General features: G+C 67.9%; 13 protein-coding genes. 4 read left to right on the forward strand and 9 right to left on the reverse strand.

The features are described from left to right. Positions 1-15: 15 nt before the first annotated feature. Complete coding sequence (locus tag IL252_RS10770) at positions 16-468, reverse strand: hypothetical protein (RefSeq protein ID WP_244257074.1); 453 nt, start codon at positions 466-468, stop codon at positions 16-18. Between the two features lie 111 nt (positions 469-579). Between IL252_RS10770 and acs the strand changes: the two genes are divergently transcribed. Together acs and IL252_RS10780 are read left to right on the forward strand one after the other, a co-directional pair. Beyond that, positions 580-2679, forward strand: a complete 2100-nt coding sequence (acs, locus tag IL252_RS10775) for an acetate--CoA ligase alpha subunit (protein ID WP_208628000.1) — start codon at positions 580-582, stop codon at positions 2677-2679. After that, positions 2676-3743, forward strand: a complete 1068-nt coding sequence (locus IL252_RS10780) for a phosphotransacetylase family protein (RefSeq protein WP_208628001.1) — start codon at positions 2676-2678, stop codon at positions 3741-3743. Before acs ends, IL252_RS10780 begins: the two co-directional genes overlap by 4 nt. Positions 3744-3801: 58 nt before the next feature. Here the strand turns inward: IL252_RS10780 and bioD are convergent, their stop codons facing one another. The 8 genes from bioD to IL252_RS10820 all read right to left on the reverse strand — a co-directional run bounded on the left by bioD (position 3802) and on the right by IL252_RS10820 (position 11641). Continuing rightward, a complete protein-coding gene (gene bioD, locus IL252_RS10785) occupies positions 3802-4476 on the reverse strand; it encodes a dethiobiotin synthase (protein WP_208628002.1) in 675 nt (224 codons plus the stop codon). Continuing rightward, positions 4473-5672, reverse strand: coding sequence for an 8-amino-7-oxononanoate synthase (locus tag IL252_RS10790; RefSeq protein WP_208628003.1), 1200 nt, complete (start codon positions 5670-5672; stop codon positions 4473-4475). The genes bioD and IL252_RS10790 overlap by 4 nt, the downstream gene beginning before the upstream one ends. After that, complete coding sequence (locus IL252_RS10795) at positions 5672-6757, reverse strand: transcriptional regulator (RefSeq protein WP_208628004.1); 1086 nt, start codon at positions 6755-6757, stop codon at positions 5672-5674. The genes IL252_RS10790 and IL252_RS10795 overlap by 1 nt, the downstream gene beginning before the upstream one ends. Positions 6758-6761: 4 nt before the next feature. Further along, positions 6762-7889, reverse strand: coding sequence for a biotin synthase BioB (gene bioB, locus IL252_RS10800; RefSeq protein WP_208628005.1), 1128 nt, complete (start codon positions 7887-7889; stop codon positions 6762-6764). A 113-nt stretch (positions 7890-8002) separates the two neighbouring features. After that, positions 8003-9430, reverse strand: a complete 1428-nt coding sequence (gene thiC, locus IL252_RS10805; protein WP_208628006.1) for a phosphomethylpyrimidine synthase ThiC — start codon at positions 9428-9430, stop codon at positions 8003-8005. Positions 9431-9519: 89 nt separating this feature from the next. Continuing rightward, positions 9520-10311 carry a hypothetical protein gene (locus IL252_RS10810; protein ID WP_208628007.1) on the reverse strand — a complete coding sequence of 264 codons (792 nt, stop codon included), beginning with the start codon at positions 10309-10311 and terminating at the stop codon, positions 9520-9522. A 45-nt stretch (positions 10312-10356) separates the two neighbouring features. Continuing rightward, positions 10357-10986, reverse strand: a complete 630-nt coding sequence (locus tag IL252_RS10815) for a transcriptional regulator (RefSeq protein ID WP_015763253.1) — start codon at positions 10984-10986, stop codon at positions 10357-10359. Between the two features lie 28 nt (positions 10987-11014). Continuing rightward, entirely contained in the window at positions 11015-11641 is a 627-nt protein-coding gene (locus IL252_RS10820) for a cobyrinic acid ac-diamide synthase (protein WP_208628008.1), read from the reverse strand. Positions 11642-11723: 82 nt separating this feature from the next. Here IL252_RS10820 and pyrB point away from each other — a divergent pair, with 82 nt between their 5' ends. Beyond that, positions 11724-12638, forward strand: coding sequence for an aspartate carbamoyltransferase (gene pyrB, locus IL252_RS10825; protein WP_170094281.1), 915 nt, complete (start codon positions 11724-11726; stop codon positions 12636-12638). Then, entirely contained in the window at positions 12635-13099 is a 465-nt protein-coding gene (pyrI, locus tag IL252_RS10830) for an aspartate carbamoyltransferase regulatory subunit (RefSeq protein ID WP_208628009.1), read from the forward strand. Before pyrB ends, pyrI begins: the two co-directional genes overlap by 4 nt. Positions 13100-13128: the final 29 nt, after the last annotated feature.

Below are 13128 nucleotides of genomic sequence, written 5' to 3' on the forward strand. Positions count from 1 at the left end.
GTCTGTGGGAGCCGATCAGCCGAGACGACCTGCTGTCCGATCGGGAACGACGGTCCCAGAAAGTCGACCGCCGGCAATGTCGGGTCGCGACCTACAGCGTGCGGTTGAGCGCCACGTACGCGACACCGTCCGGTGGCGTCGACGACACGTCACTCGCGGTCGAGACGGTCCGGCGGTGTACGTCGACGAGAGCACCGAGCATCGCGTCGCCGACGCCGAGTGCGTCCCCGAACTCGTCCCACACGGTCGCCGCACTCGCAGGTAGTAGACCTCGGCCGTGCGCTCGATCAGCGGGTCCTCGTACTGCTTGCGCCACTCGTAGACGAGGTTCTCGACGCCGGGCAACTCCTCGACTGCCGCCTGGTGGTCGGCGAGTCGCTCGGTCAACGCTGCTGGATCGACCGCGAACTCGCTGGCCGATCGCTCGACGTCGGTGGTGTCGAACAGGTCGCTGTCGGCGGACTCCATCGCGCGAGGTTCGCACTCGATGCATAAAAGTCTCAACAATCGACGGGCCGTTCTCACCGCCCGAGACACCGCCAGCAGAATTATCCCGTCACGCAGGGAAGGTCGAACTGCATGGGACGCCTCTCAACGTTGTTCTCGCCCGACCGAGTCGCCGTCGTCGGTGCGACAGACTCCGACGGTGCAGTCGGTCGCGCGATCACGGAAAACTTGCAGGCGTCGTTCACGGGTGATATCGTCGCGGTAAACCCGTACAAGGAGAGCGTGCTGGGTCTGCCCTGCCACGACACCGTGGCCGACGTCGAGGCAGACATCGACGTGGCGGTGATCGTCGTCCCACCCGACGTCGCCGTCGACTCGATCCGCGAGGCCGGCGAGGCCGGGATCGAGAACGTCGTCGTCATCACCGCCGGCTTCGGCGAAACCGGTACGGAGGGTGCAGCACGCGAGAAAGACCTCAGAGAGACGGCCGCCGAGTACGACCTCAACCTCGTCGGCCCGAACAGCCTCGGCATCATGAGCACGCCGACGGGGCTCAACGCTACGTTCGGCAACGAGATGGCAACGAGTGGCGGTATCTCGTTCATGAGTCAATCCGGCGCGTTCGTCACGGCCGTCCTGGACTGGGCCGCCGAACGCGACGTGGGATTCAAAGACATCGTCTCGCTTGGCAACAAGGCGATCCTCGACGAACGAGACTTCATCGACGAGTGGGGTGCAGACCCCGACACCGACGTGATCCTCGGCTACCTCGAAGACATCGAGGACGGCGCGGGCTTCGTCCAGACCGCCCGCGAGGTCACACAGGACACGCCGATCGTGCTCGTCAAGTCCGGCCGGACCGACGCCGGTGCCAGCGCCGCCGCCTCTCACACCGGCGCGATGGCCGGCTCGGAAGCGGCCTACGAGGCGGGTCTCGAACAGTCCGGCGCGATCCGGGTCGAGACCGTCCAGGAGCTGTTCGACTACGCACAGATCCTCGCCGACCAGCCCCTCCCGGAGGGGAAGGAAGTCGCGATCGTCACGAACGCGGGCGGACCCGGCGTGATGACCACCGACGCCGTCGGCGACAGCGGCCTCGAACTGGCCGACCTCACCGACGACACCGTCGAGCGCCTCGCCGAGACGATGCCCGACGAGGCCAACATCTACAACCCCGTCGACATCATCGGCGACGCACCGGCAGCAAGGTTCGAGGCGGCCCTGGAGACCGTCATGGCCGACGACAACGTCGCCATGGCGGTCGTCGTCGCCTGTCCGACCGCGGTCCTCTCGTTCGAGGAACTCGCGGAGGTCGTCGTCGACTGCCAGCAGGAGTACGACATTCCCGTCGCGACCACGCTGATGGGCGGCCAGAGCGTCGGTCCCGCCGCCTCGACGTTGACCGAGTCCGGCATTCCGAACTACTTCGACCCGGCGCGGGCCGTCGACAGCCTCGACGCGCTGGCCCGCTACGACGACATCCAGTCCCGTGAGTACACCGACCCCGAGACCTTCGACGTGGACCGCAAGCGGGCCCGGAGCATCCTGTCGTCGGCCGCGGACCGAAACCAGAACCGCCTCGGCGTCGAGGCCATGGACTTGCTCGACGCCTACGGGATTCCGACGCCGGAGGGCGAGGTCGTGGACTCCCCGTCGGAGGCCCAGTCGGTCGCGGAATCGATCGGCGACGAGGTCGTCATGAAGATCGTGAGTCCGGACATCCTCCACAAGTCCGACATCGGCGGCGTCGAGGTCGGCGTCTCACCGGAGGACGTGTGGGACACCTACGAGGACCTCGTCGTGCGAGCGCGCAACTACCAGCAGGACGCGACGATCCTCGGCGTCCAGGTCCAGGAGATGCTGGACGTCGACGCGGGCACCGAGACGATCCTCGGGGTGAACCGAGATCCCCAGTTCGGCCCGCTGGTTCTGTTCGGACTCGGCGGCATCTTCGTCGAAGTACTCGAAGACACGACGCTCCGGGTCGCGCCGGTCTCGGAGCCCGACGCCCGCTCGATGCTCGACGACATCGAGTCGGCTCCGCTGTTGCGGGGCGCACGCGGTCGCGATCCGGTCGACGAGGACGCGCTCGTCGAGACGATCCAGCGCCTCTCACAGCTCGTCACGGACTTCCCCGCGATCGTCGAACTGGACATCAACCCGCTCGTCGCGACCAACGACGGCGTCGCGGCGATCGACCTGCGGCTGACCCTCGATCAGGAGGAACTATGAACACGCTACTGGTCACCTCGACGAACGACGGCATCGGCAAGACGGCGATCACCCTCGCGCTCGCTCGGCGCGCACAGCGGGCGGGCTACGACGTGGGGTACATGAAACCGAAGGGCACGCGGCTCCAGAGTGCGGTCGGCAAGACCCGCGACGAGGACCCGATGCTCGCGCGCGAGCTGCTCGATCTCGACGCGGAGATGCACGAGATGGAGCCGATCGTCTACTCCCCGACGTTCATTCAGGAGGCGATCCGCGGACGCGAAGATCCCGACGAACTCCGCGAGCGGGTCGTCGACAGCTTCGAGGATCTGGCCGAGGACAAAGACCTGATGATCGTCGAGGGGAGCGGCGACCTCTCGACGGGGAGCATCGTCGACCTCGACGACGTGGACATCGCCGAGGCCCTCGACGCCCGCATGTTGCTGGTCACGGGGTACGACTCCGTGGCGACGACCGATGCGGTGCTTGGCAGCGCACAGACGGCCGGCGACCGGCTGGAAGGCGTCGTCTTCAACGGCGTCGCCGACGCCAAGATGGACGAGCTCAACGACGACGTGATCCCGTTCCTCGACGGGCGGGACGTTCCGGTGTTCGGCGCGCTCCCGACGGTCCCGGAGCTGTCGGGCGTCACCGTCGAGGAACTCGCCCGGAGCCTGGGCTGTAACGTCTTGACGCCGGATATCGACCTCGACAGACACGTCGAACGGTTCACCGTCGGCGCGATGGGCGGCAGCAGTGCGCTCGACCAGTTCCGGCGGACGCGGGACGCGGTCATGATCACCGGCGGCGACCGCTCGGAGGTCCAGACGGCCGCACTGGAGTCTGCGGGCATCAAGGCGCTGTTGCTGACCGGCGGCTTCCGACCGGCCAGTGCCGTCCTCGGTCGCGCACAGGAAGAGGGCGTCCCGATCTTGCTCGTCCAGTCGGACACCCGGACGACGATCGATCGCGTCGAGGACGTTCTCCACGCGGGACGTACCCGAACCGGAGACACCGTCGACCGAATGGGCGAACTGCTCGCCGAAGGCGTCGACGTGGAACGGCTGCTCTCGGTCGATCTCTGAGCGAGTCTCGCCGGACCCACCTCAGAGACGACGGGTCGGCGGTCCGCTGGCAGCACTCTCAGTCGCCGCCACTTTCGACACCGCGGAATCGCTCGGGGAGCGCCGACGCCACGGCGTCGACGAGCGCCTCGCCGTCTGCCACGTCGACCGGCGGCAGCGTCGCCACCGGCACGTCGTTGGCCGTCTCGATCTCGCGTGGATTCGTCCGCTCGGCGACGGTCGCGCCCTCGTACTCGTTCAGGACGGCCCCGCGAACGGAGACGCCCCGGCGACGCAGCGCCTCGACGGTCAGTGCCGTGTGATTCAGCGTCCCCAGCCCGGAGCGGGCGACGACCAGCGTCGGCAGGTCGAGATCGCCGACGAGGTCGACGACCTCGTGGGTCGCCGTCAGCGGGACCCGAAGTCCGCCGATCCCCTCGACGACGGTCGCCTCGCTGTCCTCGACGGCCGCGCGACAGCCGGCCAGCAGACGGTCGTAGGAGAGTTCGACGCCCGTCTCGCGGGCCGCGACGGCGGGGGCCAGCGCCGGGCCGAGCCGTTCCAGACAGGTCGCGGCCGCGGCGTCGCCACAGACGCGCTCGACGAAGCGCGCGTCGTCGTCCGCCGGGACACCGGTCTGACAGGGCTTGACCGCGGTCGCGTCGATCCCGTCCCGGCGGAGCCACCCCGTGATGCCGGCCGTGAGGACCGTCTTGCCGACGCCGGTGTCGGTCCCGACCACGAACAGGCTCACAGCAGCTCACACTCCGTGCCGGCACGTTCGAAGGCGTCGAGACAGCGGTCGATCGCCGCCTCGTCGTGGGTCGCCATCGGCGCGACCCGGAGCCGCGACCGGCCGGCCGGGACGGTCGGGGGCCTGATCGCCGGTGCGACGATGCCCCGGTCGCGGACGGCCGTCGCGAGTGCCATCGCGTCGTCTCGGTCCCCGACGACCACGGGGAGGATGTGCGTGTCGCCCAGCACCTCGAACCCGGCGGCTTCGAGGCCGTTCCGGAGCCGTTCGACGTTGTCCCAGAGTCGCTCCCGCCGAGACCCCTCGCGGGCGATCCGGAGCGCCTCGCGTGCCGCTCCGGCGGCCGGCGGTGCGAGTCCGGTCGAGAAGACGAACGTCCGGGCCTCGTTGAACAGGCACTCGATCAGCGTCTCCGACCCGGCGACGTACCCGCCCTGTGCCGCCAGCGCCTTCGAGAGGGTCCCGAGCTGTACGTCGACCCGGTCGCTCACGCCCTGTGCCTGGACGACACCGCCACCGTCGGCACCGACGACGCCGGTCGCGTGGGCTTCGTCGACCATCACCCACGCGCCGTGGCGCTCGGCCACGTCACAGATGTCGGACAGCGGCGCGCGGTCGCCGTCCATGGAGAACACGCTGTCGGAGAGGACGAGCCACGACTCGCCGTCGGCGTCGCCGCTTCTGGCGTCCATCCGCCGCGCGAGATCCGCGGGGTCACAGTGGTCGTAGACCACCGTCTCGCCGGCCCCGATCCGACAGCCGTCGACGATGCTGGCGTGGTTCAGCTCGTCGGAGAACACCACGTCCGGCGCGAGCGCGTCGATCACACCGACGTTTGCAGCGTAGCCAGACGAAAACACGAGCACGCGCTCCGTTCCCTTGCAGTCTGCGAGGTCGCGCTCCAGGGCTCGATGGAGCGTCGTATCCCCCGTGACGAGCCGCGACGCGCCGGCACCGGTGCCGATCGACCGTGCCGCGGTCTCGGCCGCTCGCTGGACCCGGCCGTCGTCGGCCAGCCCGAGGTAGTTGTTCGCGGCGAAGACCAGCTCCGGCTCGCCGAAGTCGGCGGCGTCACCGCCCGGATCGTCGGCCAGCCGGGTCCGGCCGGCGACCGATTCGGCGGGGTCCAGGTGGCGTCGCAGGCCGCGCTCTTCGCGCTGTTCGAGCCGTCGCCCGAGCGAAAAGCCGTGTGTCATCAGAACGTCGGCATCAGTTCTGCCGGCCCGTAGACGCCGTAGTCGCCCGCGCGATTTCGCAACACGGCGGCCTTCAGGTAGCCGATCGCGGGGCCGTTGACGTTGGCTTCCATGCTCGTCGCGTCGTCGAGCTGGAAGGTGTTGGTCCCCGTCTCGCCGTCGAAGGTCCTGCCGGTCACGCTGACAGTCGTCGTCGTCGGCTTCTCGTCCTGTCGCACGTCGAGAATCCCGCCGACGGTCACGTCCTCGGCGTCACAGACGCCGGCCCGCTCCAGCAATACGTCGTCGGCGTGTTCCATGTCGTCGAACTCCAGGCGACCGTCGTGCTCGTCGATCAGCGCCTCGATCTCCGCCTCGCTCATCTCGCGGGCCGACTCGATGTCGTAGCCGTCGAGGTGGGCGATGTCCTCTCGGACGGTGCCGCGGTTGTCCTCGTAGCCCGACTTCAGGCCGACGCCCCACCAGATCTCGACGGACTCGATCTCGACGAACGACTGGGCGGCGAGCGCCGCCGCTCCGGTGAGCAGCCCCGGCGTCGCACCGGCCCCACAGACGAACGTGATGCCGGCGTCGACGAGTCGCTCCTCGCGGTCTTCCAGCATCCCGATCACGCGCGAGCGTTTGAGCACGTCGATCAGGACGCCCTCGTAGCCGGCGTCTGCGAACCGCTGGGCGACCCGAGGGATGAAGTCGTGCTCCAGGTTGGGCAGCGCCATCAGGACCGCGTCGATCTCGTCGGCCTCGGCGATCACGTCGTCGATCGGCGTCTCCGTCTCTCGGCCCTGGTCGCTGGCGACGATGCCGGCCTGTTCGCCGTGCTGTTTGACGCCGCCGGCCGCCGCGCCGCCGTCTGATCGCAGATCAGACGAGCCGTCGGTCGCGTCGGGGTCGTCGGCCGGGCCGCTCGCGATATTGCCCTCGGTGGCGTCGAGCAGTTCGTCCACGTCGAGCCCGCCGTGGTCGATCGCGACCCCGTTGCGATCACACGCCGCGACGGGCGTGAGGCCGTCTCGGTGGGTCGCGACTTCGAGCGTTCGTCTGCCGATACCACCCGTTCCGAGTACTGCGAATCGAATGTCGTCCATGGTGTCAGTCTCCGGATTCCGCTTCGCTGGTCGCCGTCCCGGCCGCCGTCTCGACGACGGCGTCGGGATCTGTTGCGTCGCCGTCTCGCTCCTTGACCGCCGCCGGGTCGAACTCGTTTTCGGCCATGTTCGGCTCCAGTCCCGCTCGCTCGACGGTCTCGATGTCGTCACCGGGCGACTGACCGTCCGTCGTCAGGTAGTCGCCGGTGAGCATCCCGTCGGCACCCGCCTCGAACGGGAGGTGCTGTTCGTCCTCGTCGAGGTTGACCTCCCGACCGCCGGTGAGTCGGACCCGTGCCTCGGGGTGGAGGAATCGGTACACTGCGATCGTCTCGACGATCTCCTCGGTCGTGATGTCGGCCGTCCCGTTCAGCTTCTCGGAGAGGGGCGTCCCGGCGACCGGATTGAGGATGTTGACCGGGAGCGAGGACACGCCGATGTCCTGGAGGGCGACCGCCGCGTCGACGCGATCCGCCGGGGACTCGCCCATCCCCAGAATCACGCCGGCACAGAGGTCCATGCCTGCCTCCTTGGCGACTTCCAGGGTCGCTACCCGATCCTCGAAGCTGTGGGAGTCGACGATCTCGGGGAAGAAGCGCGGCGAGGTCTCGATGTTGTGATTGTAGTGGTTGAGTCCTTCGTCGGCCAGGATGGCCGCTTCTTCCTCCGTGAGGATGCCGAGACTCGCGTCGACCTCTACGGCCGTCTCGTCGCGGACGAGCCTGATAGCTCGCAACACCTCGCGCCACTCCTCGGGCCGGTGCTCTTTCGAGACGCCCTTCTCGGCGACGACGATCCCGAAGCGCTGGGCACCGTCGCGTTCGGCGCGCTTGGCCGCGGCGAGGATCTCCTCGGGATCGAGGAAGCCGTAGTTCTCGATCCCGGTGTCGAAGTGGACCGACTGGGCACAGAAGCCACAGTCCTCGGCGCAGTTGCCGGCCTTCGCGTTCACGATCGAGCAGGCGTCGACGGTCCCGTCACCGAACTGTGACCGGACGTAGTCGGCTCCCGCTGCGAGTTCGCCGACGGGCTGGGCCAGCAGCGCGATCCCGTCGCGGCGATCCAACTGTTCGCCGTCGATCACGCGGGCGACAGCGTCGTCGATCGTTCGGTTACCTGTCTCGTAAACCACATGCTAGGTGGCAGTTGACGGAACCTTATAGGTTCGGGTCGCGGGAGAGCGACTGTCGCCCCGAGCAGTCGGTCACGGACCGCCGCCGAGAGGGTCGTCCACTCGCCACAGTATCAGTCGTCGTCGCCGACGACGGTAGGTCGCCCCTCGTGGTGGTGCAGTTCGGCGTCGCTGTCGTGGGTGCCGACGGGCGGTCGGTTCACCGACGCGGCCGCCGACCCTTCGAGATCGGTCTCGTCGGCGATCGACGCCATCTCGTCGCCCTCCCGCGCGTCCTGGTCGATCCGCATCGAGCAGAACTCGACGCCACACATCGAACAGAAGCGGGCGTCCTTGTAGTTGTCACCCGGTAGCGTCTGGTCGTGGTACTCCTTGGCGCGCTCGGGGTCGAGCGCGAGTTCGAACTGTTCGGACCAGTCGAAGGCGTAGCGGGCCTCGGAGAGAGCGTCGTCCCAGTCGCTGGCTCCGTCGCGGCCGTTGGCAACGTCGGCGGCGTGTGCGGCGATCCGGTATGCGGCGAGTCCCTCGCGGACGTCCTCTCGCTCGGGCAGGCCGAGGTGTTCTTTCGGCGTGACGTAACACAGCATCGCCGCGCCCGCGCGTCCGGCCTCCGTCGCGCCGATCGCGCTGGTGATGTGGTCGTAACCCGGCGCGATGTCGGTCACCAGCGGGCCGAGGACGTAGAACGGCGCGCCGTCACAGACCTCCTGCTGGCGCTCGACGTTGTCCGCGATCTCGTCCATCGGGACGTGGCCCGGTCCCTCGACCATCACCTGGACGCCCTCGTCCCACGCTTTGCGGGTCAGCTCACCCAGGGTGTCCAGCTCTGCGAACTGGGCCTCGTCGCTCGCGTCGGCGATACAGCCGGGCCGCAGGCCGTCGCCGAGACTGAAGGTCACGTCGTGTTCGCGGAAGATCTCGCAGATTTCCTCGTACTTCGTGTACAGGGGATTCTGCATCCCGTTCTCCTCCATCCACTTGGCCATGATCGACCCGCCGCGAGAGACGATCCCGGTCTTGCGGCCGTCGGTCAGCGGGAGGTGCTCCATCAGCACGCCCGCGTGGATCGTCATGTAGTCGACCCCCTGCTCGGCCTGCTTCTCGATCACGTCCAGCAGGAGCTCGTGGGTGATCTCTTCGGGGCTGCCGGCGCGCTTGACGGCCTCGTAGATGGGGACCGTTCCGACGGGAACGGGCGAGTGGTCGACGTTGGCCTCGCGGATCTCGTCCAAGTTCGCGCCCGTCGAGAGGTCCATCACCGTGTCCGCGCCGTAGTGGACCGCGGTGTGGAGCTTCTCCAGTTCGCCGTCGAGATCGCTCGTCTCCTCGCTGTTTCCGATGTTGGCGTTGACCTTCGTCGAGAACTCCCGGCCGATGATCATCGGGTCGAGCGTCTCGTGGCCGACGTTGGCCGGAATCACGGCCTGCCCGTCCGCGACCTGCTGGCGGACGAACTCGGCGTCGACGTTCTCACGCTCTGCGATCCGTTCCATCGCCGGTGTGATCTCTCCGTCGCTGGCACGCTGGAGCTGGGTCGTCATGGATAAGCTAGTTATATCACTGGATTATAAATCTTGCCAGTCCCGTCAGTACGGGTCGTCGTCGAGACGAGAACGAACGCTGTCTGCCGTTAGCGATCGCCCGGTCGACCCACCAGTTCGACGAACTCCTCGCCGTCCAGTTCGCTCACCAGGGCGGGCTTTCGGGTCATGTAGTCGGACCCCTCCGAGACGGCGAAGCGCTCGGCCACGGCGGGGTCGAGGTAGTACCCGCCGGGTCCGTCCGGGCGGTCGCGGTACTCGCTCAACTTGATCGGATCGCGCTCGAAGAGCCCACCGGGAGCGCGGCCGTCGAGCAACACCAGCCGCTTGTCGTCGTAGAAGGGGACGCCGTCCGTCGCTCGCTTCGCGTGGGCGTTCTCGGGGTGGCGTGCGAGCTTCTCGCGTTTCATGTCGATCGGGTCGTCCGGTTCGATCACGGTACGCGTCTCGACGGTGAAGTAGCCGACGAGATAGCGATGTTTGCGCTCCGACCCCTCCTCGACGAGCGAGGTGTAGAACGCAACCACGTCGCCCTCGCCGAGGCGCGAGAGCCGCGAGACGTACTGCCCGAACCCCTCGCGGTGCTCGCCGTAGGTCATCGCCTCGAAGTTGGGGTCGCGGTGCAGCGGCCAGTCTGGGACGGCCTCGTCACGCACCGTCTCGGCGCTCCCGTCCTCGGGATAGGTGTCGAGTCGGTCGGTCAGCTCCGCGGCGACCCGGTCGTCGTACCGCAGGTCCCACGATCCGAACGTCTCCGGTTCGTCGGTGTCGGGCGTCTTCTCCGGGATCGGGACGTACTCGAAGCGACTGTCCGGGTACAGCGGCGCATGTGCGTTGACGTTGCTGTCGTCGGCTCCGACGCCGGCAAAGACGACTGTCATCGTCGACACTGGGCGGCGGGTCGGCAAAGGAACTCCGGTGGTCGACTACGCGATGTCTCGGGACGTGTCGATGCTGACCTGTTCGACCAGATCGAGCTTGATCACGTCCGAGGGGGCGCGGCCGCCGCGGAACTTCGGAATCGCCAGCCTGTTCTCGACTTCGTCGCCGGAGACGGTGGTGTCGAGCTGGAAGACGACGTCCGCGAAGTGCTCGGTCGTGTCTCGCAACGACGCGACCTCGCGGCCGTCCAGACAGTGGAGGATGGCGATGCTGCCCGTGTTGACGATGTGTGTCTGCAGGTCGTTCATGAAGGCACGGAACCGGGAGTGTGGTTCCTGGGCCTCCAGCACGTCGAGCGGGTCGACGATCAGGTTCGACGTCTCCGGGAGCGCACTGACCAGTTTGCCAGCGTTGTCCAGCGGCGCTTCGCCCGAGATGTGTCGCACCGTCGGGTCGCCGGTCTCTGCCGGGGTCTGCTCGATGCTCGCCTGCACCGCGGTGGCCGTCCGGTCCAGCGAGAGCCAGAGCGTCCCCCGCGTCGCGGTCAACTCGTACAGAAACAGCTCTGCCTGGCTCGCTGGATCCGCCGTCAGGGCCACGATGCTCCCCTCCGGGATTCCCCCATCCAGTTTGCGGTCGAGAACGTCGATCCCCGTCCGCAGACGATTCACCATGCCACTGTGAGACACGTCCCGACACGGATTAAATATTCCGTTCGGCCACCTCGTCGACGACGCGGTCGTACCGCGCAGCCACAGTCTCGTCGGTCAGCGGCGCTGTCACGTCCGGCACGTGGGCCAGCGTCTGGCAGCCAAGCAGCGGTTCCGGCTCGATCCGGCCCGCGCTCCGGGTCACCACCGCACCGAGGACGCGGGTCCCCAGCGTCCGAGCCATGGCCGCCGTCTTCGCTGCGTCTTCGAGACTCTCCGGCGTGGCCGTCGAGACGACGACGACCGCGTCGGCCGCGCGCAACGCGGTCGCCACGACCGGCGACGCGCCGGCTGGCGTATCGACGACGACCGGCCGCGGCGTCGCGGCCAACTGCTCTAGGGTCGCTTCGAGTGCCCCGACGCCGCCACGGCCTGCCGGCAGCACCTCGACGCCGGGCAACTCCACGGCCGAGTGCGTGACTTCGTCGAGGGACGCTCCGTCTTCGTAGGCACCGATACCCGGCCGCGGGCACGCTCCGGCGACGAGGTGCAGGTCCGGCATGTCACAGTCGCCGTCGACGGCGATCGGAGCACGCTCCTCGCCCGCCAGCCCGCGAGCGAGACACGCCGTCGTCGTGGTCTTTCCCGACCCGCCCTTACCGCCTGCGATCGCGAGCATGGCGGGAACTGTCTCGTCATCCGTCTTGAACGCTCGGGACGGTTCGGGAGATTCAAGGCCGTCGCGGCCACGGTACCTATCGATGCGCCAGGACCACATCATCAGCGCCAAACAGCTCTCCCGCCAGGACATCGAGGCGGTGCTGGACCGCGCTGCCGAGATCGCGGCGGATCCGTCGGCCTACGCGGACCGACACGAGGGGTCCCTGCTCGGGCTCCTCTTTTTCGAACCCAGTACCCGGACGAAGATGAGCTTCACAGCGGCGATGAAACGCCTCGGCGGCGACATCGTCGACATGGGCACGGTCGAGTCCTCCAGCGTGAAGAAAGGCGAGTCGCTGGCAGACACCGTCCGCGTCGTCGAGGGCTACGCCGACGCGCTCGTCTTGCGCCACCCCAGCGAGGGCGCGGCCCAGATGGCCAGCGAGTTCGTCGACGCGCCGCTGATCAACGCGGGCGACGGTGCCGGCCAGCACCCGACACAGACGCTCCTGGACCTGTACACGATCCGCGAGAACGCCGGGTTCGACGACCTCTCGATCGGGATCATGGGCGACCTGAAGTACGGCCGCACCGTCCACTCGCTGGCCCACGCCCTGACCGTCTTCGACGCTCGCCAGCACTTCGTCAGCCCCGAGAGCCTCCAGCTGCCCCGCTCGGTGCGGTACGACCTCCACGAGTCCGGCGCGGAGGTCCGCGAGCACACCGACCTCGACGACGTGCTGTCGGAACTGGACGTGCTCTACGTCACCCGGATCCAGAAAGAGCGGTTCCCCGACGAGAGCGAGTACCACGAGGTCGCCGGGGAGTACCAGATCGACGCGGCGACGATCCGCGAGCACAACGAGGATCTGACGGTCATGCACCCGCTCCCGCGGGTCGACGAGATCGCTCACGACGTGGACGAACTCGACGGCGCACAGTACTTCCAGCAGGCACACAACGGCGTCCCCGTTCGGATGGCGCTACTGGACATGGTCCTGGAGGAGTCACAATGAGCGACGACCCCGAGCTCCGCGTGAGCAAGATCCGCAACGGCACCGTGATCGACCACATTCCCGGCGGCCAGGCGCTGAACGTGCTGGCGATCATCGGCATCGACGGGACCAGCGGCGAGGAGGTCTCCGTCGCGATGAACATCCCCTCGGACCGGTTGGGGAAGAAAGACATCGTGAAAGTCGAGGGCCGTGAGCTCTCACAGAACGAGGTCGACGTGCTGTCGCTGATCGCACCCGCCGCGACGATCAACATCGTCCGGGAGTTCGACGTGGCCGAGAAACACCGCGTCGAACGCCCCAGCCGCGTCCAGGGCGTCCTGGAGTGTCCGAACCGCAACTGTATCACGACCGAGTCCGAGCCCGTCGACTCGGCGTTCGAGGTGCTCGACGACGGCGTCCGCTGTGAGTACTGCGATACGATCATCCGCGAGGACATCGCCGCCCACATTCTCGTGAGTTGAACGGAATCGCGGCTATTTTTTCCCCACGA

It is taken from the genome of Halomicrobium sp. IBSBa, from assembly GCF_017612575.1.
Lineage (GTDB): Archaea > Halobacteriota > Halobacteria > Halobacteriales > Haloarculaceae > Halomicrobium.